The sequence below is a fragment of the Leeuwenhoekiella sp. A2 genome, assembly GCF_047946655.1.
In the GTDB taxonomy this organism is placed as follows: Bacteria; Bacteroidota; Bacteroidia; order Flavobacteriales; family Flavobacteriaceae; genus Leeuwenhoekiella.
Genome location: NZ_CP172311.1, coordinates 2,886,423 through 2,913,200, shown reverse-complemented (window position 1 = coordinate 2,913,200; position 26,778 = coordinate 2,886,423). Strand labels below are relative to the sequence as shown.

Here is a 26,778-nt window from a genome sequence, read left to right as displayed (position 1 = left end):
TTTTTTTTTGCACACGCAACCTTTTGGCTAAATTTTCATCTTATAAGCAAACCAAAATTATTCTATGAAAACCATCAAGCCACTTTTAATTCTATCATTATTATTTTCTTTTGCTCTCATTAGTTGCAATGACGACGATCAGGAACCAATCGTTTTGCAGGATTCTGACCTTATCGGAAAATGGAAATTAACAGAAATATATTCAGATCCCGGAGACGGCAGTGGCACTTATGAACCAACTGATTTTGATAAAACTCTAGAATTTTCTTTAGACGGGCAACTTACAGTTACTAACGGTACAATTTGCTATATAAACACCTCAACAACTGAAGATACTACTGAAACATATAGTATAGATGGGGATACCATTACCACTGCTAGTTGTAAAGTTCTCTTTAATTTTGAAGGTAGGAATTTAGTTATAGGCCAATATTGTATAGAAGGCTGTGGTGAAAAATATATAAAAGTAAATTAACTACTCGATATACTCTACAACCATTTTCTTTTCAAAATGATTTTTCGGTGCATCGCATACCGGGCATATATATTCGTCAGGTAATGAATTAAATGAAGTCCCCGGTTTTACATTCTGAGTTATATCGCCATAAGCAGGATCATAAATAGTGAGGCATTCTGCGCATTGATACACCTCAACTTTATTTTCTTGTTTTGGCTCTTCGATACTTTTCACCTCCTCTTTTTCGGTGCCCAGTTGGTCAAAGTACATTTTACTTAATTCCATCAAGAGCCCGGGAAGCTCTACTTTATCAACATCCTGTACATGCACAATATAATCGCGTGTATTGGGATCAAAATTCTTAGCATAAAGAAGATTGTAAGTATCCCGAATAATAAAATTACCCAATTCCTTAGGAGGCCTGTTCTTTTCAATCACAATTGAGGTGAAATAATACGCTTTTCGGGTATAGTCTGTGATTCCGAAAGTGAGTCCGTATGTGCTTATATCATTCTGATCAAAATCAGCTACCAGAAATTTTTTCAGGCTCAAAGCATCAGCATTATCTACCGGAAGATGCCAATTTAACTCAAGCATAGAGTGGCGTACATTTATACCGAATTTACCCAAAAGTTTCTCCCACACAAGTTTAGATTCAGCGGGTATTCCCCGTATAATAAACGATTTCCAGGGTGTAAGGGAGATTTTTCCTATTTTACTTTCGGCACACAGATCACACAGCGCTTTAAGAAAAGTGATATCATATTTATTGTTTCGCCAATAAAGGCCCAACCAGTATTTATCTGATCCGGTTCGGTTCATACCCTCATAATATGGGAAAGGATAAAACGGAACTGACAGCGGTTTATCTACCGTGCGATTGTTTGTATCTACAGCGTCACTCACAAGATCAAAAATCATCTCAACCGTTTCAGGCTCTTCCTGTAGTATATTTTCTATTTCATAGGCAACCTTAGCGATGTCCCAGCTGTAAATAAGTGCCGGGTACATCTTAGTATCGTCCCATCCCGGTAATCTCACATAGAGATACCAATAATCTTCATGTTCTGAAGCGATAAAATTTAAATGCCCCGTAAATAAAGGAACTATACGTTGTTTAGGATCTGTGATATTAATTTTTAGCCCGGGATTGTATCTAAATTGCTCCAGAACATATAAGTATCTGTCACCGGTGAGCCAGGAAGTATTTGCAAATATTGAGGCTGAAACATATGATGATACAATATTTTCGGGTCCAACTACTCCGTGAGAAACAATCTGAAGTTTATCAAGTCTATTAATTTCCTCTTCCTCAAGTTCTTTCGGAAAAAGTATATCCTGTCTGGAACCAAATGAAATATAATTTAAATTCAATTCTTCTGCTGCCTCAACAATGCTTTTTAATTCGGCCGGTGAAAGAACACCCCCTTTTACAACAATACGGGACAGGTTCTTTCTCATGCCGGCACTTTTGAATTATTAAGAATTTCTCTTACTTCTGTTTTACAACTACCGCACCCCAATCCGGCGCCCGTTTGATTACACAATTCGGTAAAATCTGTACAACCGCCGGCTATAGCTTCTTCAATATTCCCTTCACCTACAGGACTGCATGAACACACAAGCTTACCTATAACAGGTTTATTAGTTGATGCTCCTCTAAGCAATTCATCGCGTTTATCTGCGAGTTCGATTTTACTTTCAATAAGCATTTTAAATTCGGCAAATTCATTTTTGTCTCCCATGAGCACTGCACCCACAAGAAGATCATCTTTAATAATGCATTTTTTATAATATCGCTTACTTACATCTGTAAAAATGATCTCTTCATAACTATCATCATTTTCAGGTACTCGTATCTCGCCAATACTACACAAATTAAGATCATTAAATTTTAATATATTCATCAACACTGAACCATCATACCAACTGCTTATATCACCTGAAATATAATTCACAAGCACGTTAGCCTGCTCCTCAGCGGCAGAAGTGATACCAAAAAGCTTGTCTTTAAATTCTGCAATTTCGCCAATAGCGAAAATATTAGGATCTGAAGTTTGTAAATGCCGATTCACTTTTATACCTCGTCCAGATAATAAACCTGCCTCTTTGCCTATTTCTATATTTGGCCGTGTACCAATGGCATACACAATGGCATGAGCGGTAATAATCTTTCCACTGCGTAGCGTAATATTAAGTTCGCCACTATCATCCTCATCAAAAACGGTGCTTACTTCGTTATCAAAATAAATCTGTATCCCTCTTTCCTGAACGTCTAAAGCCAGCAGCTTACTGGAAGTTCTATCGAGCTGGCGTTCCATCAAACTTGAGGAACGTTGTACTATCGTTATTTTTACATTTTTATGCTTAAGTGCAGCTGCGAGTTCAAGTCCTAACAAACCACCACCTACAATAACGACGTGCTTTTCTTCTGCGGGAAGATTAATATTATCAAGATAATTTTTAAAACGATCTGCATCAAATTTGCTGCGTAATGTAAATCGCCCCGGTAAATTTAATTGTGCTTCTTTAGGCACAAAAGGTCTGCTACCCGTGGCTAAAATTAGCTTATCATAACGATGATGATAACCCTGCGCATCAGTAATACAGTTATTATCGCGGTCTATTTCCTGAATGAGATTATTACCGTGTATTTGTATGTTTAAACGCTTTAATTCTCTTTCTTTTATCTTCAACAGTTGCTCCCAAGTAAGTTCTTCAGTAACATATTCCGGTAGCAAAACCCGGTTATAGAAAGGTTCTGGTTCTTGAGAAAAAACATGAATTTCATCTTTACTATTATTTTCTCGGTAATTCTGCACAAATCTAAAAGCCGCAGCACCAGCACCTACAATTATTATCTTTTCAACCGGCTTTTTATACTTACTCACACTTACTGCGGTAAATTTAAAATCTGGTTCTTTAGACTGTGGGTCTATTATTGTATGCGTAAGATTGTTTGCGCGATTTAGATCACTTTGCAGCTGTTTTCCCCAATGCATAGGCAGAAAAACAACTCCTTTGCGAATGTTTTCTGTAACATTTGCTCTTAATCTTACGAGTCCGTTAGGGCTTTTTATCTCAACTACATCGCCATCTTTTACACCTGCTATATAAGCGTCTACAGGATTGATTTCAAGTACTGGTTTTGAATAGTGCGTTTTTAGACGTGAAACCTTACCGGTTTTTGTCATTGTATGCCATTGATCGCGCACCCTTCCTGTTGTGAGAATGAGTGGAAATTCTGCATCTGGCTGAATGGATGTGTTATGAACAATATACGGTACATTGAATATTGCTTTTTTTGAAGGTGTATAAAATTCTTTGTCTTCAAAAAGTCTTGGTGTACCGGTATGGCGATATTCATTAACCGGCCATTGAAAAGTACCTTCGTTCTTAAGTCGGTCATGACTGAGGTAAGAAACATCAATGTTTGTTCCTTTCGTCATCGAGCAATATTCCTGATAAATCTCTTCAGTACTATTATAGTTGAAACCCCTAAAACCCATTCGCTGTGCAAAATCACAAAGTATTTCTACATCGGGGCGCGCTTCACCGGGCGGATTAATCGCTTTGGGCAGATATGCAATCCTTCTCTCAGAATTAGTCATGGTTCCGTCTTTCTCTAACCAACCAGCGGCGGGCAGAACCAGATCTGCATATTCAATACTATCTGATCTGTAAGAAATATCCTGAACTACTACGAATTTCGCATTTTTTAATGCTTTTTCTATACTGCCTGAATTGGGTAAACTCACAGACGGATTCGTACAAACAATCCATACCGCTTTAAGATCACCTTTTTCTAAAGCTTCAAACATTTCTGTAGCGGTGTATCCCGGTTTCCCAGAAATTTCATTTACTCCCCAGAACTGAGCTACTTCTTCCCTGTGCTGTGGATTTGCAAGATCTTTATGTACAGCAAGCAAGTTTGCCATACCACCTACTTCACGACCTCCCATCGCATTGGGCTGCCCGGTAAGAGAAAATGGCCCCGAACCTGGCTTCCCTACCTGACCTGTAATTAATGAAAGGTTAAGCAAAGCGAAATTTTTATTTGTACCAATAACACTTTGGTTTAGACCCATCGCCCACATGCTGATAAAGGCTTTTGATAAACCTATTGTATCAGCGGCTTTACGAATTTCCTTTTCTGTAATTCCGCAAATTTGAGCCGCTTTTTTAACGGTTGTCGCTCCTATTTGTTCTTTATAGCGCTGAAAACCTTCAGTATGATTTTTAATGAAATTATTATCTATTAGTCCACGCTCTAAAAGGCATCTTCCTATGGCGTTAAATAAGTAAACATCTGTCCCGGGAAGTATCTGAAGGTGAATATCTGCATAAGCAGCAGAATCCGTTTTTCGTGGATCAACCACAATAATTTTAACATCGGGATTTTTCTCTTTGTGCTGTTCTAGCCTTCTAAATAAAATAGGATGACACCAAGCAGGGTTCGCGCCAGCAATCAAAAAACAGTCGGCCAATTCAATATCTGCATATGAAATAGGAACTGAGTCTTCACCAAAGGTCTTTTTATACCCAACCACAGCAGAACTCATACAAAGCCGTGAATTTGTATCTATATTATTCGTACCAAGAAAACCTTTTGTAAGTTTATTAGCTATGTAATATTCTTCAGTAAGGCATTGGCCAGAAACATAAAACCCAACACTATCAGGACCGTGTTTTTTAATAATTGATTTAAACACACTGGCCGCCCGATCAAGCGCTGTATCCCAGCTTACTCTTTCTTTAGGATGAGACCTGCTCCAGCGCATTTGAGGATATAAAATACGATCTGAAGTATCATTTACTACGTAGTGTAAATTTCTTCCTTTAGAACATAGCATACCCCTGTTAACAGGATTGTCCTTATCACCTTCAACAGAAACGCGGTTTTTTGAATCCTTTTTAACTACAATCCCACAACCTACACCACAATACGAACAAGTCGTTTTTATTTCGTTCTTCAGCATTTACAGGATGATTAATATACTAAGTTCAGCGTTTTAAGGGTAAGATAAAAGTGTCACCTCAAAAATTACCAATGCTTTAAAAAACGGTCAAAATGTTCTCAAAATCGATAATTATTGAGCCGATTTTTAACTATTTACAGGGATAAGATTTTCAGCAGAATATCCTGATTCTATAGCTGCAACTTTTTCATCCTCTATAGAGAAGCGTATTGCCAAAGCACAGATACCTGTTACAGCTACAACTATTCCTATAAGAAAGTACCCGCTGGAAACTGCTCCTGCAGCAGCTGCTGATTGTGCGGCTTTAACTGCTTCTTCTCCCAGACCATTGTTAGCCGCAATTGCTGCCTGTTCTGCCACTGCAGATTTTGATTTAAGTAATAAGGCTGCCAGAAATGCGCCTACGTTCCCACCGGCACCTACAATCCCTGATATTGAACCTATCGCTTTCTTATTTATAAAAGGAACTACAGAGAATGTTGCGCCTTCTGCCATTTGTACAGACAAACTAAACGCTATAAGAAAAGCTATCCCGGCAACTACACCTGTAATCGTAGAAAAGAAAACTAGCATGAGACCTTCTACAGATAGAATTGCGGCAAGAAATAAAACTCTTCCGCGTAAGCCCTTTAGTTTCCCGAATTTATCACCAAAGTATCCACCCGTAGTCCGGGCAAAAATATTCATAAGAGCAAAAGAAAGAACTATGTTTCCCGCTGTAAGTCTGTCAAGTTGAAATGTATTTTGTAGATAATCATCCATTGTTCCATACACGGTCAACTCTATGCCAAAACATGCTGCATATACCAGAAAAAGAATCCAAACTCTGTAATCTTTTAGTGCTTCCAGAAAGCCCACTTCATCTTTCTTTTTAGTCGATACGGCTTCACCACTTTCTCGTAAATCTTTAAAATTTCCACGAGGTGTATCCTGAGTACAGAAATAATAAACCACACCCATCAAAAAGCAAATTACACCGGCAATAATCATAGAATATCTCCATGCATCAGCCTGAGCCACGCCAATACCAACAACTGCTGCCGCAATTAAAGGCATACCTAATCTATTAGCTCCCCCACCAAGGTTACCCCAACCTGCAGAAGTAGCGTTTGCAGTACCTACAACATTAGATGCAAACATTAAGGATGTATGAACCTGTGTAATTACAAATGAAGCTCCTATAAAACCAATAAATAATCTACAGATAAGAAATTGAAGCGGCGTTTGCACGAAACCGCAGAGTATCACGGGAATCGCACCTAAAGTAAGAAGCCATGTATAACATAGACGTGGCCCGTATTTATCGCATAATTTACCTATAAGAAGACGTGCAAATACAGTTCCTGTAACAGCCAGAATAACTGAATTCCATTTTTGAGCCGGCGACAATCCCAGATCTCTTACTACGTCTGGCATGAATGGCACTATACCAAACCATGCAAAGAAACACATGAAAAAGGCTATTGAAGTAATCCAAAATGTTCGCATAGGAACACTTTTAAAATCGCGCAGATTAAGACGCGTTGCTTTAGTTGAAGTTATATCGCTCATAATACGTGGTTTTTATACGGATAAAATTAAGTATAAATACTTATATAATTACGTATAAAGTACGTATTTCTGAATAATTATTAGATTTTAAATAATAGTGTCTAAATTTTAGATAATTCTTAAAATGCTATTAAATAAATCACTTTCAGCAGGATAAAACCTAAAAATTAAGCTCTCTTACTTTGTTTGCTAGTTCCATAAGGTTCTTAACATCAAGCTTTTTCATGAGGTTAAAGCGGTGAACCTCAGCCGTACGCTTACTTATATCGAGTTGCTCTCCTATTTCCTTATTGCTTAATCCCTCAAGTACAAGATCTAAAATCTGACGCTCTCTTTTAGTAAGATTAAATTCTGCGCTGGCTGTTGGGGTTTTTGAAATATGACCATTCCCATTTAAATTCTTGATAAGAATAGATGAAATATCTCCGGCAAAGTATTTTCCGCCTGCAGCAACTGTGTGTAAAGCTTTAAGAAATTCTTCTTTGCTCGCTCCTTTTAATAAATAACCGTCTGCACCTGCCTGTATTGATTTAAGTACGTATTCTTCAGAATCGTGCATTGAAAGCACAAGTGTTTTTATATCAGGATGCCGTTGTTTAATTTCCTGCACCACCTCTATACCATTAAGATACGGCATACGTATATCTACTATAAGTAAATGAGGTTTATTTTTCTCAATCACCTTAAGGGCCTCTCGACCATCTGATGCTTCATCAATAACAACAATATCCTGTTCATCTTCCAGGAGGGCTTTTATACCGTCTCGCACCAACACATGATCATCTGCTAAAACTATATTAATGGTATCCATCAGGTCTTAATTTTGAGAATTAGTGATTTAATTTAAGTAAAAATATCCTAAAATTATTAAATAGGTACATTTAGTGTAATTCTTGTACCTTCATTGGGAGAAGAATGCATAAATAGTCTGCCATTGATATATTTAACGCGTTCTCGCATAAATGTCATACCCATACCGCCTTCACCTATTGCTCTTTTTACCTTAGTAGGATCAAAACCTTTCCCATTGTCATCAATAGTTATACTTAGTAGTTCCTGACTATGGCTTAGGCTGACTATAATATGACTTGACTCGGCATATTTAACAGCATTATTTATAGCTTCCTGGGTAATACGATAGATATTGATCTCGACCAAAGAGTCTAAGCGAAGATTAAAATCTGTTTTATTAAAGAGTATAATATTTTTCGCAGTGAGTTTAGATAGTTCCTGTGTCATTTTAGTTAATGCGGGAACAATACCGTGATCTGTTAGTTCTGGCGGAGTAAGATTAAAAGTTGCAGTACGTACACCTTTAATAATATTGGAAGTCAGCGTTTTGAGGTTATCAATTTTTGAAACGGCCTTTTTGGTATCAGTCAGATCAATACTCTCAATATTAAATTTAAGACCCGTAAGCATCTGCCCTATCCCGTCATGCAGATCTTTGGCAATTCGATTTTGCTCTTTTTCCTGATTTTCAATTATCTGTCTTGATACTACTTTTTGCTGATGGATCTTCTCCTCAAAGTTGGCTTTATTTAATCGCTCTATCTCAAGCTGTGCTTCTTTACGCTTTGTAATGTCCAGGCAAATAATAAGTAGCTCGGCACGCTCATCACTTGCTGTAAAAGGAACAATAGACATATCAAGCCAGATAGACTCTTCATCTTTTGTTGTGGCTTTAATTTCGCCCTGCCAGCCGGTCTTCCTGTTCTCAAGAATAATAGCATCAATAACTTGCTGTTCTTTAACTCTTATTGACAGTACTTCTGAAAATTTCTCTGTATTATTAAATCTTCTGAACTTGAAAAGCCGGGAGAATTTATCGCCCATATGTACTATAAAACCATTAGAATCAATGCGCGCGAATAATAAAGTCTGATTCATCGCCTGGCTTAAAGCTCGCAGTTCTCTAACCGATTTTTCTTTCGCTGTGCTCAATAAATCGGCATTTATAGCCATTTTTTTTGAGGTTTTTTCAGCTTCCATCAACTCGCGCATACTGCCTTTTACAGCTTTGGCCGTGGGCCAGAATATAAATAGAAATTCGCCTAGCAAAAGCAATAGCGTTACAACCATGATGAGCAACTCAAGATTGCGCAACCTGTTTACTTTATTGTTAGCTTCTACATCATACTGATTTACGATAGAATCCATTAATTGTAAGAATTCATCCTCATTAGCATTTATATTTTCAACCTGAGTAGCGATGTCTGCTTTCGCGAAAGCTGGATCAGTTTCTACTATGTAAATAAGCCTGTTTGAAGCTTCAAGCATATTCTCATAATATGGCTTTATCTGGGCAAACATTTCAGCGATAACTGTGCTGTTATTGCCCGGAAGACCTAAACTGTCACTGCCAGATTGTAAGGCCTCATGTGAAATTTTCCACTGACTTTGTGTATTCTTAATATTTTCGAGAAGTTGCCTACGATCGTCTGGCTCATCTGTTGAAGAAAGTAGCAGGATTTCTTTGGTAAGTTTTTGACTGAGCATGCGCTGCCTGCCCGCGACGTTTACAACTCTTGAATCGTCATTTTGATCATTGAGATAAACATGAATAAGAATCTGGCTAATTATTACCGAAAGCGCTATGGCGCTTAGGGCAATTATATACAACCGCCGTAGCTTATTAAATGTACTTTGGTCCAACGAATTAGAATTCCCGGCCATAAAACCTGATTTTAAGCCAGTGCTTTCTTAATTAGCTCCATGCTGTGAGGTGTGAGTGGAAGTTGGAGTGCAGCCTCATGGCCTTCTTCAGACATTTTTCCCCAGGTTTTTTGAAGTATATCAACAATTTTTTCATCGGGATGCTTTGCTGCAAATTCCTCAAGGTAATTTTCCAGAAAAACTAGGCATATTACATCTTCAAGGGTTTGTGTTCCCTCGTCTTTTTTAATGAGTTTCTTTTTAATAAGGAAAGAAACCCGATCTATAAAATCGGCAGAATAACCTGTTTTTTCCAGTATTTTGGCAGTAATATCGGCATGCATTTTCTTAAGATCTTCACGCCATTTTAAATAACCAATGCGATCCATAGGATATTGCTCACGCGGACTCATCCAGCGGCAGATGTGCTGTGCACGAGCTGCTATTTGTAACTCTTCTGAAGCATCAGGTTTAAACTGCAAAAGCTTTTGTACCATGCGCAATGAGTACAAAAGCTCTTTAGGATATTCTTTTCCTGCTGCTATTTCTATATGAGGATCCTGCGAATTCTTCTCATCTATTAGAGCCGCTGCCTGTTCTATTTTTGTCATTTAAAGTGTAATTAATCTGCAAAGCCAATATACACGTTTTCATCCTGAATTTTTACCGGATACACGGCAATGTTTAAATCATCTCCATTTAAATTAGATCCATCTTCTAATGAAAATGTTTTTTTATGAAGCGGGCAGGCAATTTTTGGTATGCCTTCTGCATCGCCTATCATTCCGCGAGAAAGTACCATTTCCATCTTATGTGGACATAAATTCTGGCAGGCGTACCACTTATCTTTTCGGGTAAAATTGTAGACCGCGATCTGTCTTGTCTTATATTTAATGCAGGCGCCGCCATTCTCTGGAAAGTCTGAAACAAAGCCAACCCTAAACCAGGTGATGACATTACTTTCTGCGATTGACTGATATTGGTCAAGAATATTTTGCATAATTTTTTAGCTTAAAAGGTGATTTTTACCAGGATTGGGGCATTTTTTGATCGCGAAGAGGTACAAAAACAAGGTTCTCATCTGCATCATCACTGTTCACAAAATGCTTGAAACGTTTCATCATTTCCGGATCTTCAATTGCTTGTTTCCACTCACATTCAAAGTTATTTACAAGTCCCTGCATTTCCTTTTCCAGTTCGTCTGCAATTCCTAGTGAATCTTCAACAACTATCTTTTTTAGATATTCTATGCCGCCATCGAGTTTTTCAAGCCAAGGAGCGGTACGCACCAATGGCGGCGCAGTACGTATGTAGTACATCAAGAAACGATCTAAATATTTAATAGCTGTTTCTTCATCTATTTGCTCTGCCAGTAAAATTGCATGTTTGGGATTTGCTCCTCCATTACCACACACAAAAAGATTCCATCCACCTTCCACAGCAATCAAACCAAAATCTTTACCTCTTGCTTCAGCACATTCTCTAATGCATCCGGAAACTCCACCTTTTAATTTATGTGGCGATCGTAAACCTTTGTAGCGTTCTTCAATTTCTATGGCAAAAGTCACACTCTCATGTAAGCCATATCTGCACCAGGTTGAACCAACACAGCTTTTTACTGTTCGAAGCGATTTACCATAGGCGTGACCACTTTCAAAACCAGCTTCTATTAATTCTTTCCATATTAGCGGAAGTTCGTGCAGCTGAGCGCCAAAAAGATCAATACGCTGGCCACCGGTTATTTTTGTATAGAGATCATATTTTTTCGCGACAGCTCCTAAAGCGATCAATTTATCTGCTGTGATCTCCCCACCAGCAACGCGAGGTACGACAGAATACGTTCCGTTACGCTGAATATTTGCCAGAAATCTATCATTAGAATCCTGAATAACCGGTTGTTTATTGGCAGTTTCCATATAGATACTGGCAAAAATTGACGCCATTACCGGCTTACAAACCTCGCAACCGTCACCTTTACCAAATATATTTAGAGCCTCGTCATAATTTTGAACTTTATTCAGTTTAACCAGATCATATAATTCCTGACGGCTAAAGCTAAAATGCTCACAGATCGTCTCTTTAACTTCTTTCCCAAGGGATTTTAAACTTTCTTTCACCAGATCTGCAACCATAGGTTTACAACCTCCACAACTTGTAGAAGCTTTGGTCATTTTAATCACTTCACCTACTGTACTACAAGTTTCACTAGTGATAGCTCCGCAAATGGTACCTTTTGTCACACTTTCACAAGAGCAAATTTGAGCTGTATCAGGAAAATCTAATACGCTGCCAATTGCACTGCTTTCGCCGCCGCGAGATCCCAGAATAAGATCTTCAGGATTTTCAGGTAACTTCATTCCATTAATGAAAATCTGAAATAAGGTATTGTAATCTGAAGAATCACCTACTAATATTCCACCAAGAAGTTTTGTGCCATCGCTGGTTACGTTGATACGCTTATAAATACCGCGATGCTTATTTTCATATACAATCGCAGAAACCTCATCACCCTCAATAAAAGGATCTCCAAAACTGGCAACTTCAGTTCCTATCAATTTTAACTGCGTTGACATATCTATTGAAGGAACCATCACTTTATCACCACCCGTAATTTGCTCAACCGCTACGTCTGCCATATCATAGCCGGGAGCAACAAGACCATAGATCATATTATTGTATAGAGCCGCTTCGCCTATCGCGAAAACTGACTCATCTGAAGTTCGCATAGTATTATCAACCCAGATACCACCACGGTCACCCACTTTTAATCCTGCACTAACAGCCAGCTCGTCCCGAGGACGTATACCAGCAGAAATGATTAACATATCAACTTGCAGCTCTGTGTCATCTGCAAAATCCATATGCTCAATATGTTCCTCGCCCACAATTTCTTTTGTGGCTTTGCCCAAATGAATGCCAATACCCAGGCTTTCTATTTTACGCTGAAGCATATCACTTGCAGCCTGATCAAGCTGCCGCGGCATAAGCCGTGGAGCAAACTCTACAACATGCGCCTCAAGACCAAGTTCTTTAGCAGCGTTTGCAGCTTCAAGACCCAGAAGACCACCCCCCAAAACAGCAGCTCTTGATTTACCCTGAAATTTAATTTTAGATGCATAAGATTTCATTGCATCGAGATCTTCAATAGTTCTATACACAAATACTCCAGATTTATCTGAACCTTTTATAGGCGGCACAAACGGAAAAGATCCCGTAGCCAGAACTAAGTAATCATACTCAAAAACCTGATGCTTATAGGTAATAACCTGCTTCTCATGCAGATTTATTATAGAAATTAATTCTGATGTACGTAGTTCTATATTATTTTCTTCATACCACGCTCGTGGTGCCATTAATAATTCATCTGCGCTTTTGTCTGCGAAATACTCACTTAAATGCACGCGATCATAAGCAGGTCGCGGCTCTTCTCCGAAAACAGTTATAGAAAAATGACTTCTGCTCTCTTTGGCTATCAATTTTTCACAAAATTTATAGCCTACCATCCCATTACCAACCACTATAATTTTTTTCATAACTACGTATTTTATATTTCAAATATACGTATTTATACTTAATATAAAATCAAGGAGTGAAAAATTTTAAAATATTTCCTTTTCATCAGCTCATACTTAATATCGCATAATACGATAAACTAAATATTATTTAAATTAAATCTAAATAAAACTTGCTCAGTTTAGAATGTAAATATATTTTTGCCACGTTATGTTAAATCAATCTAAATAAACTATCATGCGTTACCTCCTACTTTTACTCACTTTTATATCTATCAATCCACTTTTTGCGCAAAATACGGGTACTATATCCGGGAAAATCACAGATGAAACTAATTCACCGATTCCCTTTGCTAATATCTATCTGGTTACCTTAAAAAAAGGTACTGCCGCAAATGAAGATGGAGAATTTACTCTAAAAAATATTCCTCAAGGCACGTGGGATGTTACTGTAAGCGCAGTAGGATTCAAATCAAAATCCTTAAAAATCGACCTTAATTCGCCAACATTAACAGATTTAAACTTTGCACTTGCAGCAGATAATGAACTAGATGCAGTAGAAGTTTTTGGTCGTCGTGATCAACATCCTGATAAAATTGAAGCACTTACACGTCTTCCGCTTGAGCCTTATGAGCAAATACAAAGTATCTCTGTAATTTCTGATAAGCTTATTCAGGATCAGGGAGCGCTTACTATTTCTGAAGCGACTAAAAATGTTCCCGGTGTGTATACTTTCGCCACTTATGGCAATAAAAGAGAGAGTATGTCCTCAAGAGGTTTCCGTGGGATTCCTATTCTAAAAAATGGCGTGCGCGTGCATTCAGACTTTAGAGGAACAGGTATTCTAACAGACATGCAAGGTGTTGATAATATTCAGGTTTTAAAAGGTGCCGCTTCTATAACACAAGGTGTTGCTACAGATTTAGGTAGTCCGGGTGGTGTAATCAATATTGTAACTAAAACTCCTAAATATCGCTTTGGCGGAAGTGCTTCTTTACGTGTAGGCAGTTATGGGCAGGTGCGACCTACTTTTGATGTTTACGGACCTATAAACGAAAAGAAAACATTGGCCTTTCGTATTGACGGAGCACTAGAACGAGCAGATAATTACAGAGCCGGAATTTCTTCTGAAAGATTTTATATTAATCCATCTTTACAATGGAAGCTTTCTAACAAGACGACATTAACATTAGAAATGGATTATTTCGACGACAGTCGTACTCCTGATGTTGGTACTGTAAACCTTGCTGAAAACGATGTGAATGCCATTTATGACCTGCCGCATGATGTCTTTTTAGGATATAAAAATGATCGTTCTATAACAGAAAATACGACATATGCCATACGATTGGATCATGCTTTAACCGATAAATTGACTTTAAAAGGAGCTTTTTACAAGTCACAGCTCGATCTTGATGATAAAGGAGCAAGCCTGGGCGATCCTATAGAAGAAGACGGTGAACCGGTTTATAACATGCGCAACAGAGGTTATAGTACCTCAACACGCAGCGATGATAACAGCGTTATACAATTTGACTTAATAGGTGACGAACTATATACCGGTTCTATTTATCACACCTTTCAGGTAGGTTTTGATTACAGAAAAACAGATTATAGCACATTGAGCCTAACTGCAAATAATGCAGATGTGGTAGATGTTTTTGGCACTAACTCAAATGATTTGCCAGCGATCGAATTTGGCGCAGCAAGAACCGGAGGAGCAGAATCAAAATCTATTGGGTTTGTAGCTCAGGATGTGATTACTTTTAATTCCTGGTTTAAAACATTCTTAGGTTTACGCTATAGCTCGACGGAAACCATTCAGGATACTGAGAATAACAAAAGCGATGCTTTTAACCCGTTAGGAGGTGTAATATTTACTCCGCTTGCAAATATAAATGTTTTTGCTTCTTATACTAACAGTTCTTATCCACGTTCGGCTTCGCGCTTAAGCGAAAATGGCGAAGAATTAGGTAATGAACGCTACGACCAACTTGAAGCTGGTATTAAAACGAATTGGTTTAACAGCCGCTTGCGATTTAACCTTACCTTTTTCAAAATTAATAACAAGGATATAAACCTTCCTGTTTATGATGAAAATTGGGTTGCAACAGGGTTTTATCAAAAAGGTGGAAATGATCAGCGCCAAGGTGTAGAAGTAGAATTAACTGGTAGATTACTAAGTAATCTTGAGATTGTAACGGGTTACTCTTATATAGATGCACAGTACAAAGAACACACATCTTATGTTTATGGTTCTGCTCCTTTAAACACTCCAAAACATACATTTAATGTATATGCAAACTATCATTTTCTGGGTAATCTTTCAGGATTATCTGTGGGTGGTGGTGCTTATTATACAGGCAAAAGACCTATCAATGATTGGTCTGCAGGACCTGTAACCCATGAAGGAATTGTTCCTAATCAGGAACCTTTTGATGTAGAAGCCTACACACTGGTAAATCTTCAGGCAGGTTATGAGTTTAACTCAAACTGGAATGTGAGATTACTGGTAAACAATTTGTTTAATGAAATAGGATACAACGCATACAGAACCAGGTTTATTAATCAAACCGATCCCAGAACTTTTGCCGCTGTACTCAATTACAGATTTTAATCCCTCATAAACTTTTAATTCCCCGGTGGGTATACCTCGGGGAAATAAAAGTTTGTATTAAGCACAAAAGTTAGCATCTTAGCGCAAAAATCGGCTGTAGTGAGCAAAAATCGGTTTAGAATATAAATTTATCTCAATATTTTTCGCGATGAGCAAAAAGAAAAAATACACTGTTAGAAAGTTCATTAATGATGTGCACTTATGGTTAGGTCTGGGAAGCGGGATAATTTTATTTCTTGTGTGCCTTAGCGGTACAATGCTCACTTTTGAAGAAGAGATAAAAGATTTGTTAGCGAGTGAGATGGAGATTACTCCCACAGCTCAACCGCTAAGTATAGAAAATCTCACAGATAAGCTTAAAAAAGAAGGAAGTGTGGCAAGCGTTACTATTAGTGACGCTGCAGAAACTCCTTATGAATTTAGAATAAAAACTTCACCTGAAGACAGAAGAGGCACTCCTTATTTTGTAGATCAATACACCGGTAATATTCAGGCCGCAGAAAAATCTTCGCTTGACGGTTTTTTTATGAGCATGTTTAAAATGCACCGCTGGTTGTTATTTGACTCTAGTATAGGCAGACCTATTGTGGGGATCGCAACCTTATTTTTCTTCTTTATTGCTGTTACCGGAGTTGTATTGTGGTTTCCCAAAAAAGTAAGCTGGAAGAGCCTAAAACCGGGTTTTAAGATCAAATTTTCAGCAAATTGGAAACGTATTAATCACGATCTGCATAATACGCTTGGTTTTTACGCCTGCATTTTTTTAATCATTATGTCACTTACCGGTTTGTGCTGGTCATTTGCATGGTATCGAGATGCCGGTACCGCAGTTTTAGGAGCCCAAATATTTGGTAACCGTGGCGGTGGCCCTAAAATTGAAACCACGCTAGATTCTACTGCAACTGCTTTAACATACAGCCAACTTCTTAAAGTGGTTGATCGCGAACTAGATTACTCTGGTAAAACAACACTTAATTTGCCTTCCGGCGAAAATGAACCTTTAAGTGTGCGTAAGATAAATACCTCAAGCTGGTCACCTGTAATCGCAGATCAACTTGTACTTGCTCAGGATGGCAATGTTTTATCTAAAGAAATTTTTAGAGATAAGCCGGTAAATGTTCAGATCGCTTCACTAATAAAACCAATCCATACCGGGCAGATATATGGCACATTTTCTAAGATAATATATTTTCTAGCCTGCCTTATTGCTACAAGTTTACCTATAACTGGAACTATCATTTGGTTGAACAAAATGAAAAAGAAGAATAAGAAGAATGCTAAAACGGCTCCTGTTTCATAAATAAATGTTATTCTGGGTTTAGCTCTGTATTAAAACTTTAGTTTTTTCATTAACTTACTCTAAAAAAGTAACTTATGGAAAACAGGAGGTCATTTATAAAGAAATCTGGAATATTTGTAGCTGCGTCAACTTTACCATTCCCCAATATTCTATTTGGTAAACCAAAAGAAAAACTTGGTATCGCCTTATTAGGGTTAGGAGGTTATAGCACTAATCAACTTGCTCCTGCTTTACAGCTTACAGATCACTGTGAGTTAAAAGGAATCGTAACCGGTAGCCCGGAAAAAATTCCTGTTTGGCAAAAGAAATATAACATTCCTGACGCAAACGTGTACAACTATGACAATATGCACGAGATAGCAAACAATGACGACATTGATGTTATTTACATTGTTACTCCCACTTTTTTACATAAAAAATATGCTGTTATGGCAGCAGATACGGGGAAGCATGTTTGGTGTGAAAAACCCATGGCAATTACCGCAGATGAATGTCAAACTATTATTGATGCCTGTAATAAGAATAAAGTAAAACTCGCTATAGGTTATCGTATGCAGCATGAACCGGTCACACAAACTATTATTGGCTGGGCAGATACTAAACCGTATGGAGCTATACAAAATGTAAAGACTGAAGCTGGTTTTAGAATTGGTCAAAGTGGCGGCTGGCGGCTGGACGGGGCAAAAGGTGGTGGCGCTATGTACGACATGGGCGTTTATCCTCTAAATGCAACGCGATACAGTACAGGTATGGAACCTATTTCTGTATCTGCCAGGCACGAGACAACAAGACCTGATCTTTTTAAAAATAACGCGCATGAGATCACCTATTTTGATCTTGAATTTCCTGGCGGTATAAAAGCAGATTGCAGGGTGACTTATGCAGATTCTATTAACTACCTTGATGTCACCTGTGCAGATGGCAGTTACAGGCTTGAGCCATTTTCAAGTTATACCGGTGTAAAAGGTACTACTAGTGATGGTAAAGTATTGCAACCATTTAAAGGCAATGAGCAAGCAAAACAAATGGATGACGATGCACTGGCAATTATGCAGAATAAGCCTATGCTCGTTCCTGGTGAAGAAGGTAAGCGTGATATACGCATTGTAGAAGCAATCTATAAGTCAGCTGAAAATGACGGGCAGGTTATTAATTTATAACCTAAACTTCAAAGTAATGTTTTGTGCGCTCATCAGAAGTGAGCAATCTAACCTGTATTTTATCTGAAGTTGACAGGTTTAAAAAAGAGAATTTTCGTGTAATTGTATTGAAGTTAAATTCATAATCATACAAATCACTTTCACCGGACTTATCTGAGCTGGAATGTGATAGTAAGAGTTTGGTAAGTGTTTTTCTAAAGTCATATTCTATCTTTAGAAGTTCTTCTACCTGATCACATTTACTGGAATTATCGGGGGTCCAATTAATCCTCATTAAAAAGGGTATTTTTACAATTCATTGCAAAAATACCCTTTTTTTATTCTTTAACAAATTGTTAAGACAACTTATCGTAATCGTTAAGTTTAATTCTCAACAGATTCATTGGCATAAATCCATTTAGTAATGCCGCCCTCAAGATCATATATTTCCTGAAAACCCGCTTCTTCCATGATTTTAACGCATTTTGCACTACGACCACCTTTCTGGCAGTAAACCACTATAGGCTTCGATTTATCAAGTGCAGATATATTCTTTTCAAAATTTTCATCGTAAACCACGTTTTGAGCATCCTTAATATGCCCAGACTTGTACTCTGGTTTCGTGCGAACATCTACAATTTGCACCTCGTCTAACTTCATCAATTCTTTCATTTCGTTAACCGAAACGACCTCTACTCCTGTAGCGGCTTTTGCTTTCTTACAAGAATAAACTGAGGCTACAACAAGTACTAAAAGAGCAGCGTAAAATATTGATTTCATAGCGTTTTATGTTGCTGAGAAGCTACTCGTCCTGATAGGTGACATCGCCATCCCATTCATTAAAGCCTCCCATGAGGTTATATGTATTTTCAAAACCTAATTTATCCATGATCTGGCAAGCCTGACCACTTCTGTTACCAGAGCGACAGTAGATGTAATAGTTTTTAGATTTATCGAGTTTTTCTACTTCATCTATAAAACCCTGTCCTTTATAAATGTCTATATGTTTAGAATCTGGTATAATACCTCCATCTACTTCTTCCTGGGTTCTTACATCTAATACAACTGCATCTTTATCATTCGCGATGCTTTCTTCCCATTCTTCTTGTGTGATGTTCTTCATTCTTATACTGTTATTGTGCTAAAGTGTATATAATTAATTTTAAGTCACGCTTTATGTTGGTGCGCTTTTACCTTAAATCCTTACAAATCTAAAAATTAAACCTGATTTACAGGTATAAAAAATCCGAAGTAACACCTACTCCGGATCTATATTTATCTATTGAGTTAATTTAAGCTTTAATAGAGCAGCCAATTGCTTTAGTAGTTTCTACTTCTACTTTTTTACCTGTAAGTAACGCATCAACCGCTTCTTCAACAAACCTTTTATCTACGCTTTCTGGTTCTCGTACACTGTCATCTATAGCACCTATATATCTCACTATGTTATTATCATCTTCTTTTTGAAGAACAAACACGTGAGGTGTTTTATTAGCACCATATTTAGGAAACACTTTTTGACCTTGATCTACAAGATATGGAAATGTATACTTCTTCTGTTTTGCACGCTTCTGCATTATAGAAAAGCTTTCTCCGGGTTTAACACTAGGATTGTTTGGGTTGATCGCGATTACCGGGTAACCCAGCTCACTATATTTCTTATCAAGTGCAAGAATGCGATCTTCATTAGCAGCCGCAAACGGGCAGGTATTACAGGTAAATACAATTATAAATCCTTTGGCTTCAGTATAATCACTTAAAGAAACCATGTTACCGTCAACATTTTTTAAGCTAAAATCTACAGCTTCATCTCCTACTGTATAACCAGAAGCACTTAAATCAAAATTCTCAACAGCAAACGCTGAAATGATGATCACAATTGCTACAACGGTTAGCACCTTTAACATTCTCATTTTGTACTATGCATTTAAATTTTTAATTAACAAACCCTTCAACTTCTTGTTTAAGTTCATCATAGCTGAAAGAGCGCTCGTAAAATTTACGATGATTTGCATCATAAATAAGGGTTGCAGGTATTGCCCCGCTCCAGGTCGAATCTACTTTGGGTATCCAGTCATTGCCTTTAGGATCGTCTAAAAGCACCACTTCTGCCTCTATATTATGTTTTTTAATATAAGGGACAAGGCGTGTCTCTAATTGTTTAGGGAAATCAAGACTTACTAGGGTTAGTTCTACACCTTTATGGGCATATTCCTTTCTTATCTTTTGAAAAGATGGCAATTCTTCAATACATGGTTTGCACCAGGTTGCCCAAAAATTTATAATATGTAATTTGTCATCTTCTTTATAAAGAAGCTTTTCAAATTCATTGAAAGAATAAGATACAACTTTAATCTCATTTTCATCCTTAACTACCGATTTTTGATCTGAATTTACCGATAAATCAGCGTTTTCTGCCGATTTTTCATTTTTACAGGAAATCATCAGAAGTGTAACAAATACAGTTAAAATCAATCGAAGGCTCAAGAAAATATTATTTTTTGCAAAATTAATAATAAGATAATCACCACTTTGCATTTTAAGAATACTATAACATTCTAAATTAGATAAAAGCATCCTACCTTCAAATGTTAAATCTCTCTATATTTTAAGAAATATTCAAAAATCATTATACATTTGTACATACAAATATTGTACATACGTATATGAAAATTGAAGAAGTCATAAAAACTGCAACCGCTATAGACCTTCCTACAAAAACGGTAATTAACCTGATGTATACTACAAGAGTTATGGAAGAAGCTGTATCTGCAATTTTAAAGGAGTATGACTTAACAACTCCTCAATACAATGTTTTGAGAATTCTGCGTGGTCAAAAAGGAACACCGGCAAGTCTGTCATGCATACAAGAGCGCATGGTAGATAAAAATAGTAATACAACCCGTCTGGTAGATAAGCTCATTAAGAAGGCTTACGCAGATCGCAGAATATGCCCGCATAACAGGAGAATGGTTGAGATTATCATTACAGAAGATGGTCTTGAGATTCTTAAAACACTTGACCCTATCACAAAGGAAACAAATGCTAAAATGCTGGGAAACCTTGCTGATAAAGAAATTGAAACCCTAAATAATTTACTTGACAAAATAAGAACTCATGAATAACTATATAGAAGCTTTAAAATGGCGTTATGCCACTAAGAAGTTCGATTCTTCTAAAAAAGTAGCCGCAGAAGATCTAAATATTTTAAAAGAGGCTATGCAATTGTCTGCTTCGTCTTATGGTCTTCAGCCCTATAAAATATTTGTGATTGAAGATCAGGAAATAAGAAAGCAATTACAACCCGCTGCTTATGGCCAGAGCCAGATAGTTGATGCTTCACATCTAATCGTAATTGCAAATAAAGCCGATTTTGACGAAAACCTGGTAGACAGTTATGTTGATGAGATAAGTAAAGTAAGAGGTATAGAACCCGCTCAACTTAGCGGCATGGCAGATTATATGAAAAAGAATGTGGTTGATCTTGCTGTTGAAATGAAAGCTCAATGGACAGCCAAGCAATCCTATATTGTTTTAGGCAATCTTCTTGCAGCCGCTGCCCAACTTAAAATCGATACCTGCCCTATGGAAGGTTTTGATGCTAAGAAATTCAATGAAATCCTTGGCTTAGCTAATAATGACTACAATGCTTCAGTAATTGTGGCTTTAGGTTACCGCAGCATAGATGACGCTACGCAACACCTCCCTAAGGTTAGAAGACCCAAGGAAGTCCTTTTTGAAACTATTTAATTTTTTTTCGTTTTAAACATTTGTATATACAATAATTAATATCTAAAATCACCATGAAAACAACAGTAAAATCAATTTTAATTCTGGCAATTGCCGCAACAACTGCTTCTTTCACTTCTAACCTTTTAGAGAAAGTGAGTATTAAAGAGAGTACCATTAAATGGGAAGGTAAAAAAGTAACAGGGTCTCATAACGGTACAATTAATCTTAAAGAAGGTTATTTTGAAATGGAAAATGACGAGATCAAAGGAGGTAAATTTGTCATCGACATGACTTCTCTTGTCTCTACAGACCTTACCGGCGATAGTAAAGGTAAATTAGAAGGTCACTTAAAGAGTGATGATTTCTTTGGTACAGACAGTCATCCTGAAGCTACATTGGTAATAACAAACACTACAAAAACGGGTACAGGTTATAAAGTAACCGGTGATATTACAATTAAAAAAACCACACAGCCTATAACTTTTGATCTTGATGTAGACGATAATACCGCAACTACACAATTAACCATTGACCGTAGTAAATTTGACATTCGTTATGGTTCTGGTAGCTTCTTTGATAATTTAGGAGACAAAACGATCTATGACGATTTCACTCTTGATGTAGAATTAAAATTCTAAGAATTATTTTTAATTATCTGTTTAAAAATAGTTTGTCTTTTAAACATCTATTTCTATCTTTGAATTTCAAATTATGAAAAACAGAACAGTAAATACTTGGTGGTGGATCTCGCAGCAGTAATGTCGTGATTGATACCTTGTATTTATAAAACATATAAAAGGCTTGTCATCACGACAAGCCTTTTTTGTTGCTTAAAATATTAAAAGACCAACTAGATTTTTTCTCGAAATATCAGGAAATGAAATACAAATTAAAAACCTTCAGCAAAAAGCTACTCGCAGATACCTTAACACCCGTTTCAGTGTATTTGAGATTGCGAGACAAATTTCCCAATAGCCTGTTGCTTGAAAGTAGCGATTACCACGCAAATGACAATACATTCAGCTACGTTTGCTGTAATCCTATTGCCTCTATTAAAGTTCAAAACGAAATAATAGAACAACATTTCCCAGACGGATCGACCAAAAAGCAAAATATAGACGCAGAAACTAATGTTGTAGCTATTCTAGAAGATTTTGCAAAATCATTTAAAACTGAAACTTCAGATCATAAGTTCATTCACAATGGTCTTTTTGGTTATATGTCTTACGATGCGGTGCGGTATTATGAGCAGATAAAAATTGCAAAAAAGCAGGGTGATCTGGAAATTCCTGATATTTACTATGCTGTTTACGGTAATATTATCGCTATAAATCATTTTAATAATGAAGCATATATATTCTCGCATTCCCTTTCGGGCGAAAATAACGTAGGTCAGATTGAGCAATTATTAAAGGTTAAAAATTTCGCAGAATATCATTTCTCGCGTAGTGGGAAACCTTCGGCTAATATTACTGATGAAGATTTTAAGGATTTGGTGGTAACCTGCAAAAAGCACTGCCAGCGCGGTGATGTTTTCCAGATAGTTCCCTCAAAGCGATTTTCACAAGGTTTTAATGGCGATGAGTTTAATGTATATCGCGCATTGCGCAGCATAAATCCGTCACCCTATTTATTTTATTTCGATTACGGAAACTTTAAAATATTTGGTAGTTCGCCAGAAGCTCAGCTTATTGTAAAAGATGGCAAGGCAGAAATTCACCCTATTGCCGGCACATTCAAACGTACCGGGAATGATGAAAAAGATGCAGAACTCGCAAAAAAATTATCTGAAGATATTAAAGAAAACAGTGAGCACGTCATGCTTGTCGATTTGGCTCGCAACGATCTTAGTCGCAACGGCTCAAATGTAAAGGTAGAAACGTACAGAGAAGTTCAGTTTTTCTCGCACGTGCTTCATCTTGTAAGCAAAGTAACGGGAATCAAGCATCCTAAAACTTCTACAATGCAGGTTGTCGCAGATACTTTCCCGGCAGGTACGTTAAGTGGAGCGCCTAAATATATGGCCATGCAACTCATAGAAAAATTTGAAACTGTTAATCGCGATTTCTATGGCGGTGCGATAGGTTTTATGGATTTTGAAGGTAATTTTAACCACGCCATAATAATAAGATCATTCCTGAGTAAAAACCATCAATTACATTATCAGGCAGGTGCGGGAATCGTAAGTGATAGTGTTCCTGAAAACGAACTTCAGGAAGTGTATAATAAATTAGGTGCCCTTACTAAAGCACTAGAACTGGCAGAAGAAATTTAGAGATGAAAAAAAAGGTATTGGTAATAGATAATTACGACAGCTTTGTTTACAACCTCGTTCACTATCTTGAAGATCTTGATTGTGAAGTAACAGTTATTCGTAATGATAAATTAAAAATTGAAGAGGTTGCGGCCTATGATAAAATATTGCTTTCTCCCGGCCCTGGCATCCCAGATGAAGCTGGTCTTCTTAAAGCAATAATTAAACAATATGCCCCTTCAAAAAGTATCTTTGGCGTTTGTCTGGGTCAGCAGGCAATTGGTGAAGTATTCGGCGGTAAATTAACCAATCTTGACCACGTTTTTCATGGTGTAGCTACAACTGCAAAACAAACTGTACAAAATGAACACCTGTTTAAAGATATCGCAGAAGAGTTTGAGATAGGCAGATATCATTCCTGGGTTGTTTCTCCAGACGGATTCCCCGGCGAACTAGAAATTACATCAGTAGACATAAACGGCCAGATCATGTCGCTTAGACATCGCTCTTACGATGTGCGCGGCGTGCAATTTCACCCCGAGTCTGTCTTAACTCCTGAAGGAAAAAAGATCATTAAAAACTGGGTAGAAGCATAGAAAAATCGGCAAATTTTAGCCTAAAACTGGCGGTAAACAGTAATTAAAAATTAAAATTAATCCTCTCCCTTTGGGGGAGTTAGAGGGAAAATGAAACAAATACTCAACAGATTAATAAATCACGAAATTTTAACCAAAGCTGAAGCGCGCGAAGTGCTGGTCAATATTTCTGAAGGTAAATACAATCAAAGTCAGATCTCTGCTTTTCTCACCGTTTACATGATGCGTAGCATTACGGTAGAAGAGCTTGAGGGTTTTAGAGATGCACTTCTTGATCTTTGCGTGGCGGTAGGTTTTACAGATTATAATTCTATAGATCTTTGCGGTACAGGTGGTGACGGGAAAAATACATTCAATATTTCAACACTTTCTTCTTTCGTCGCTGCAGGTGCAGGTATTAATGTAACAAAACATGGTAATTATGGTGTTTCTTCCGTTAGTGGTAGCAGCAATGTGATGGAGCATCTGGGCATTAAATTCAGCAATGATAAAGACTTTTTAAAACGCTGCCTTGATGAAAGCGGAATTTGCATTCTGCACGCTCCCCTGTTTCACCCGGCTATGAAAAACGTTGGTCCTATTCGCAAAGAACTAGGTGTAAAAACCTTCTTTAATATGCTGGGTCCCATGGTAAATCCGGCGTTTCCTAAGAATCAGTTAGTCGGTGTTTTTAATCTGGAACTGGCCCGCATGTATGGGTATCTCTATCAAAAAAGTGATAAGAATTTTACGATTCTACATTCGACTGATGGTTATGACGAAATTTCCCTTACGGGGAAAACAAAAGCGATACGCAACACTAGCGAGCGTATGTTGACCGCCGAAGATTTTGGCGTAAGCCGAATAAATGCTGAAGAAATTTACGGCGGTGACAGTATAGAAAGTTCAGCTAAGATTTTTATGGAAGTTATTAGCGGGAAAGGAACTGAAGCACAAAATAACGTGGTTTCCGCAAACGCGGGAATGGCAATCGCGACGGTAGAAAACCTTTCGCCAAAAGCAGGATTTGAAAAAGCAAAAGAATCCCTACTTTCCGGCAAAGCACTAGAAAAGCTGAATAAACTAATTGAATTAAGTAAATAAAAAGCTCCTCTCCTTAAAAAGGAGGGGTGGCAGCGTAAGCTGACGGGGTGGTTTTTTAACTCATTCTATAGCATTCAGGAAAAAAGAGAAATGAATATTCTAGATAAAATAGTCGCAGACAAATACAAAGAAGTCGCTTTAAAAAAGGGATTAATACCCGTTTCTCAGCTCGAAAAATCGGTGCTTTTTGACCGAAAATCGGCAAGTTTGAGCCAAATTTTAAGCACGAGCAAAACCGGAATTATTGCAGAACATAAGCGTCGTTCGCCGAGCAAATCGATTATAAACCATAATTTAAATGTTCAGGATGTCGCCCTTGGTTATGAAAAAGCCGGTGTTTGTGGGATGTCTGTCTTAACAGATGGCAAGTATTTTGGCGGTTCGCTTGACGATCTTTTAATTGCTCGTGCGGCGACAAATTTTCCGCTGTTGCGAAAGGAATTTATTATTGATGAATACCAGATCTTAGAAGCAAAAGCTCACGGTGCAGATGTGATTTTATTGATCGCGGCTGTGCTTTCGCGAAAGCAAATAACGGCTCTTTCTCAGGTTGCAAAAAGTTTAGGGCTTGATGTTTTGCTTGAAGTGCATAATCTTGACGAACTAGAAAAATCGATCATGCCGTCGCTCGATATGCTAGGTGTGAATAACAGAAACCTGAAAACTTTTGAAGTTAGTCTGGAAACCAGCAAATCGCTTTCTGAGCAAATCCCAGATGATTTTGTAAAAGTTTCAGAGAGCGGAATTAGTAATATTGAGGCAATAAAAGAGCTGCAGCCGTTTGGTTATAAAGGTTTTCTAATTGGTGAAAACTTCATGAAAACTGATAACCCCGGCGCGGCAGCAAAAGAATTTATAGATAGTTTAGCGTAGTTAAACAAATAACCCTGCTCCCCTACTTTT

The 26,778-nt window shown here is 37.5% G+C and carries 24 protein-coding genes; 11 read left to right on the top strand and 13 right to left on the bottom strand.

Annotated elements, in window-relative coordinates; translation table 11 throughout:
- Positions 1–64 precede the first annotated feature (64 nt).
- Positions 65–475 (top strand): lipocalin family protein, encoded by a 411-nt coding sequence (locus ACH3PA_RS12855; RefSeq protein WP_416443578.1) that lies wholly within the window; start codon positions 65–67, stop codon positions 473–475.
- Here the strand turns inward: ACH3PA_RS12855 and ACH3PA_RS12850 are convergent, their stop codons facing one another.
- The 8 genes from ACH3PA_RS12850 to nirB all read right to left on the bottom strand — a co-directional run bounded on the left by ACH3PA_RS12850 (position 476) and on the right by nirB (position 13,175).
- Positions 476–1,918 (bottom strand): rubredoxin, encoded by a 1,443-nt coding sequence (locus tag ACH3PA_RS12850; RefSeq protein ID WP_416443580.1) that lies wholly within the window; start codon positions 1,916–1,918, stop codon positions 476–478.
- The gene (locus tag ACH3PA_RS12845; protein WP_416443582.1) at positions 1,915–5,436 is read right to left on the bottom strand and encodes a molybdopterin-dependent oxidoreductase; all 3,522 of its coding nucleotides are present in this window, start codon (positions 5,434–5,436) and stop codon (positions 1,915–1,917) included. Before ACH3PA_RS12845 ends, ACH3PA_RS12850 begins: the two co-directional genes overlap by 4 nt.
- Positions 5,437–5,562: 126 nt before the next feature.
- A complete protein-coding gene (locus ACH3PA_RS12840; RefSeq protein ID WP_416443584.1) occupies positions 5,563–6,987 on the bottom strand; it encodes an MFS transporter in 1,425 nt (474 codons plus the stop codon).
- 160 nt (positions 6,988–7,147) lie between these two features.
- Entirely contained in the window at positions 7,148–7,798 is a 651-nt protein-coding gene (locus tag ACH3PA_RS12835) for a response regulator transcription factor (RefSeq protein WP_416443586.1), read from the bottom strand.
- Between the two features lie 56 nt (positions 7,799–7,854).
- Complete coding sequence (locus ACH3PA_RS12830) at positions 7,855–9,663, bottom strand: ATP-binding protein (RefSeq protein ID WP_416443588.1); 1,809 nt, start codon at positions 9,661–9,663, stop codon at positions 7,855–7,857.
- 11 nt (positions 9,664–9,674) lie between these two features.
- Positions 9,675–10,253 carry a DUF4202 domain-containing protein gene (locus ACH3PA_RS12825; protein WP_416443590.1) on the bottom strand — a complete coding sequence of 193 codons (579 nt, stop codon included), beginning with the start codon at positions 10,251–10,253 and terminating at the stop codon, positions 9,675–9,677.
- A gap of 11 nt (positions 10,254–10,264) precedes the next feature.
- Positions 10,265–10,642 (bottom strand): nitrite reductase small subunit NirD, encoded by a 378-nt coding sequence (nirD, locus tag ACH3PA_RS12820; RefSeq protein ID WP_416443592.1) that lies wholly within the window; start codon positions 10,640–10,642, stop codon positions 10,265–10,267.
- 25 nt (positions 10,643–10,667) lie between these two features.
- A complete protein-coding gene (gene nirB, locus ACH3PA_RS12815; protein WP_416443594.1) occupies positions 10,668–13,175 on the bottom strand; it encodes a nitrite reductase large subunit NirB in 2,508 nt (835 codons plus the stop codon).
- A 217-nt stretch (positions 13,176–13,392) separates the two neighbouring features.
- Between nirB and ACH3PA_RS12810 the strand changes: the two genes are divergently transcribed.
- The 3 genes from ACH3PA_RS12810 to ACH3PA_RS12800 all read left to right on the top strand — a co-directional run bounded on the left by ACH3PA_RS12810 (position 13,393) and on the right by ACH3PA_RS12800 (position 18,231).
- Positions 13,393–15,771, top strand: a complete 2,379-nt coding sequence (locus ACH3PA_RS12810; protein WP_416443596.1) for a TonB-dependent siderophore receptor — start codon at positions 13,393–13,395, stop codon at positions 15,769–15,771.
- Positions 15,772–15,919: 148 nt separating this feature from the next.
- Positions 15,920–17,071, top strand: coding sequence for a PepSY-associated TM helix domain-containing protein (locus ACH3PA_RS12805; RefSeq protein WP_416448216.1), 1,152 nt, complete (start codon positions 15,920–15,922; stop codon positions 17,069–17,071).
- A 74-nt stretch (positions 17,072–17,145) separates the two neighbouring features.
- Complete coding sequence (locus tag ACH3PA_RS12800; RefSeq protein WP_416443600.1) at positions 17,146–18,231, top strand: Gfo/Idh/MocA family protein; 1,086 nt, start codon at positions 17,146–17,148, stop codon at positions 18,229–18,231.
- A 1-nt stretch (position 18,232) separates the two neighbouring features.
- Here ACH3PA_RS12800 and ACH3PA_RS12795 read toward each other — a convergent pair whose 3' ends face one another.
- The 5 genes from ACH3PA_RS12795 to ACH3PA_RS12775 form a co-directional block, all read right to left on the bottom strand.
- On the bottom strand, positions 18,233–18,505 hold the full coding sequence (locus tag ACH3PA_RS12795) for a hypothetical protein (RefSeq protein ID WP_416443602.1): 273 nt from the start codon (positions 18,503–18,505) through the stop codon (positions 18,233–18,235).
- Positions 18,506–18,594: 89 nt separating this feature from the next.
- The gene (locus ACH3PA_RS12790) at positions 18,595–18,990 is read right to left on the bottom strand and encodes a rhodanese-like domain-containing protein (protein ID WP_416443604.1); all 396 of its coding nucleotides are present in this window, start codon (positions 18,988–18,990) and stop codon (positions 18,595–18,597) included.
- 22 nt (positions 18,991–19,012) lie between these two features.
- Positions 19,013–19,333: a rhodanese-like domain-containing protein gene (locus ACH3PA_RS12785; protein WP_416443606.1), complete on the bottom strand. Its 321-nt coding sequence runs from the start codon at positions 19,331–19,333 to the stop codon at positions 19,013–19,015.
- Between the two features lie 169 nt (positions 19,334–19,502).
- Positions 19,503–20,123 (bottom strand): thioredoxin family protein, encoded by a 621-nt coding sequence (locus tag ACH3PA_RS12780; protein ID WP_416443608.1) that lies wholly within the window; start codon positions 20,121–20,123, stop codon positions 19,503–19,505.
- Positions 20,124–20,145: 22 nt separating this feature from the next.
- Complete coding sequence (locus tag ACH3PA_RS12775) at positions 20,146–20,655, bottom strand: TlpA family protein disulfide reductase (protein ID WP_416443610.1); 510 nt, start codon at positions 20,653–20,655, stop codon at positions 20,146–20,148.
- A gap of 221 nt (positions 20,656–20,876) precedes the next feature.
- Here ACH3PA_RS12775 and ACH3PA_RS12770 point away from each other — a divergent pair, with 221 nt between their 5' ends.
- The 7 genes from ACH3PA_RS12770 to trpC all read left to right on the top strand — a co-directional run bounded on the left by ACH3PA_RS12770 (position 20,877) and on the right by trpC (position 26,748).
- Positions 20,877–21,335 carry a MarR family winged helix-turn-helix transcriptional regulator gene (locus ACH3PA_RS12770; RefSeq protein ID WP_416443612.1) on the top strand — a complete coding sequence of 153 codons (459 nt, stop codon included), beginning with the start codon at positions 20,877–20,879 and terminating at the stop codon, positions 21,333–21,335.
- Positions 21,328–21,960 carry an NAD(P)H-dependent oxidoreductase gene (locus ACH3PA_RS12765; protein ID WP_416443614.1) on the top strand — a complete coding sequence of 211 codons (633 nt, stop codon included), beginning with the start codon at positions 21,328–21,330 and terminating at the stop codon, positions 21,958–21,960. Before ACH3PA_RS12770 ends, ACH3PA_RS12765 begins: the two co-directional genes overlap by 8 nt.
- A gap of 53 nt (positions 21,961–22,013) precedes the next feature.
- Positions 22,014–22,580, top strand: a complete 567-nt coding sequence (locus ACH3PA_RS12760) for a YceI family protein (RefSeq protein WP_416443616.1) — start codon at positions 22,014–22,016, stop codon at positions 22,578–22,580.
- 239 nt (positions 22,581–22,819) lie between these two features.
- The gene (locus ACH3PA_RS12755) at positions 22,820–24,217 is read left to right on the top strand and encodes an anthranilate synthase component I family protein (RefSeq protein ID WP_416443618.1); all 1,398 of its coding nucleotides are present in this window, start codon (positions 22,820–22,822) and stop codon (positions 24,215–24,217) included.
- A gap of 2 nt (positions 24,218–24,219) precedes the next feature.
- On the top strand, positions 24,220–24,792 hold the full coding sequence (locus ACH3PA_RS12750; RefSeq protein ID WP_416443620.1) for an anthranilate synthase component II: 573 nt from the start codon (positions 24,220–24,222) through the stop codon (positions 24,790–24,792).
- A 90-nt stretch (positions 24,793–24,882) separates the two neighbouring features.
- Complete coding sequence (gene trpD / locus ACH3PA_RS12745) at positions 24,883–25,875, top strand: anthranilate phosphoribosyltransferase (RefSeq protein WP_416443622.1); 993 nt, start codon at positions 24,883–24,885, stop codon at positions 25,873–25,875.
- Between the two features lie 90 nt (positions 25,876–25,965).
- Complete coding sequence (gene trpC, locus ACH3PA_RS12740; protein ID WP_416443624.1) at positions 25,966–26,748, top strand: indole-3-glycerol phosphate synthase TrpC; 783 nt, start codon at positions 25,966–25,968, stop codon at positions 26,746–26,748.
- Positions 26,749–26,778 lie beyond the last annotated feature (30 nt).

Excerpts from the sequence above, each read along its gene's own strand:
- ACH3PA_RS12855 (WP_416443578.1), top strand. The coding sequence starts at position 65 with ATGAAAACCATCAAGCCACTTTTAATTCTATCATTATTATTTTCTTTT.
- ACH3PA_RS12850 (WP_416443580.1), bottom strand. The coding sequence starts at position 1,918 with ATGAGAAAGAACCTGTCCCGTATTGTTGTAAAAGGGGGTGTTCTTTCA.
- ACH3PA_RS12845 (WP_416443582.1), bottom strand. The coding sequence starts at position 5,436 with ATGCTGAAGAACGAAATAAAAACGACTTGTTCGTATTGTGGTGTAGGT.
- ACH3PA_RS12840 (WP_416443584.1), bottom strand. The coding sequence starts at position 6,987 with ATGAGCGATATAACTTCAACTAAAGCAACGCGTCTTAATCTGCGCGAT.
- ACH3PA_RS12835 (WP_416443586.1), bottom strand. The coding sequence starts at position 7,798 with ATGGATACCATTAATATAGTTTTAGCAGATGATCATGTGTTGGTGCGA.
- ACH3PA_RS12830 (WP_416443588.1), bottom strand. The coding sequence starts at position 9,663 with ATGGCCGGGAATTCTAATTCGTTGGACCAAAGTACATTTAATAAGCTA.
- ACH3PA_RS12825 (WP_416443590.1), bottom strand. The coding sequence starts at position 10,253 with ATGACAAAAATAGAACAGGCAGCGGCTCTAATAGATGAGAAGAATTCG.
- nirD (WP_416443592.1), bottom strand. The coding sequence starts at position 10,642 with ATGCAAAATATTCTTGACCAATATCAGTCAATCGCAGAAAGTAATGTC.
- nirB (WP_416443594.1), bottom strand. The coding sequence starts at position 13,175 with ATGAAAAAAATTATAGTGGTTGGTAATGGGATGGTAGGCTATAAATTT.
- ACH3PA_RS12810 (WP_416443596.1), top strand. The coding sequence starts at position 13,393 with ATGCGTTACCTCCTACTTTTACTCACTTTTATATCTATCAATCCACTT.
- ACH3PA_RS12805 (WP_416448216.1), top strand. The coding sequence starts at position 15,920 with ATGAGCAAAAAGAAAAAATACACTGTTAGAAAGTTCATTAATGATGTG.
- ACH3PA_RS12800 (WP_416443600.1), top strand. The coding sequence starts at position 17,146 with ATGGAAAACAGGAGGTCATTTATAAAGAAATCTGGAATATTTGTAGCT.
- ACH3PA_RS12795 (WP_416443602.1), bottom strand. The coding sequence starts at position 18,505 with ATGAGGATTAATTGGACCCCCGATAATTCCAGTAAATGTGATCAGGTA.
- ACH3PA_RS12790 (WP_416443604.1), bottom strand. The coding sequence starts at position 18,990 with ATGAAATCAATATTTTACGCTGCTCTTTTAGTACTTGTTGTAGCCTCA.
- ACH3PA_RS12785 (WP_416443606.1), bottom strand. The coding sequence starts at position 19,333 with ATGAAGAACATCACACAAGAAGAATGGGAAGAAAGCATCGCGAATGAT.
- ACH3PA_RS12780 (WP_416443608.1), bottom strand. The coding sequence starts at position 20,123 with ATGAGAATGTTAAAGGTGCTAACCGTTGTAGCAATTGTGATCATCATT.
- ACH3PA_RS12775 (WP_416443610.1), bottom strand. The coding sequence starts at position 20,655 with ATGATTTCCTGTAAAAATGAAAAATCGGCAGAAAACGCTGATTTATCG.
- ACH3PA_RS12770 (WP_416443612.1), top strand. The coding sequence starts at position 20,877 with ATGAAAATTGAAGAAGTCATAAAAACTGCAACCGCTATAGACCTTCCT.
- ACH3PA_RS12765 (WP_416443614.1), top strand. The coding sequence starts at position 21,328 with ATGAATAACTATATAGAAGCTTTAAAATGGCGTTATGCCACTAAGAAG.
- ACH3PA_RS12760 (WP_416443616.1), top strand. The coding sequence starts at position 22,014 with ATGAAAACAACAGTAAAATCAATTTTAATTCTGGCAATTGCCGCAACA.
- ACH3PA_RS12755 (WP_416443618.1), top strand. The coding sequence starts at position 22,820 with ATGAAATACAAATTAAAAACCTTCAGCAAAAAGCTACTCGCAGATACC.
- ACH3PA_RS12750 (WP_416443620.1), top strand. The coding sequence starts at position 24,220 with ATGAAAAAAAAGGTATTGGTAATAGATAATTACGACAGCTTTGTTTAC.
- trpD (WP_416443622.1), top strand. The coding sequence starts at position 24,883 with ATGAAACAAATACTCAACAGATTAATAAATCACGAAATTTTAACCAAA.
- trpC (WP_416443624.1), top strand. The coding sequence starts at position 25,966 with ATGAATATTCTAGATAAAATAGTCGCAGACAAATACAAAGAAGTCGCT.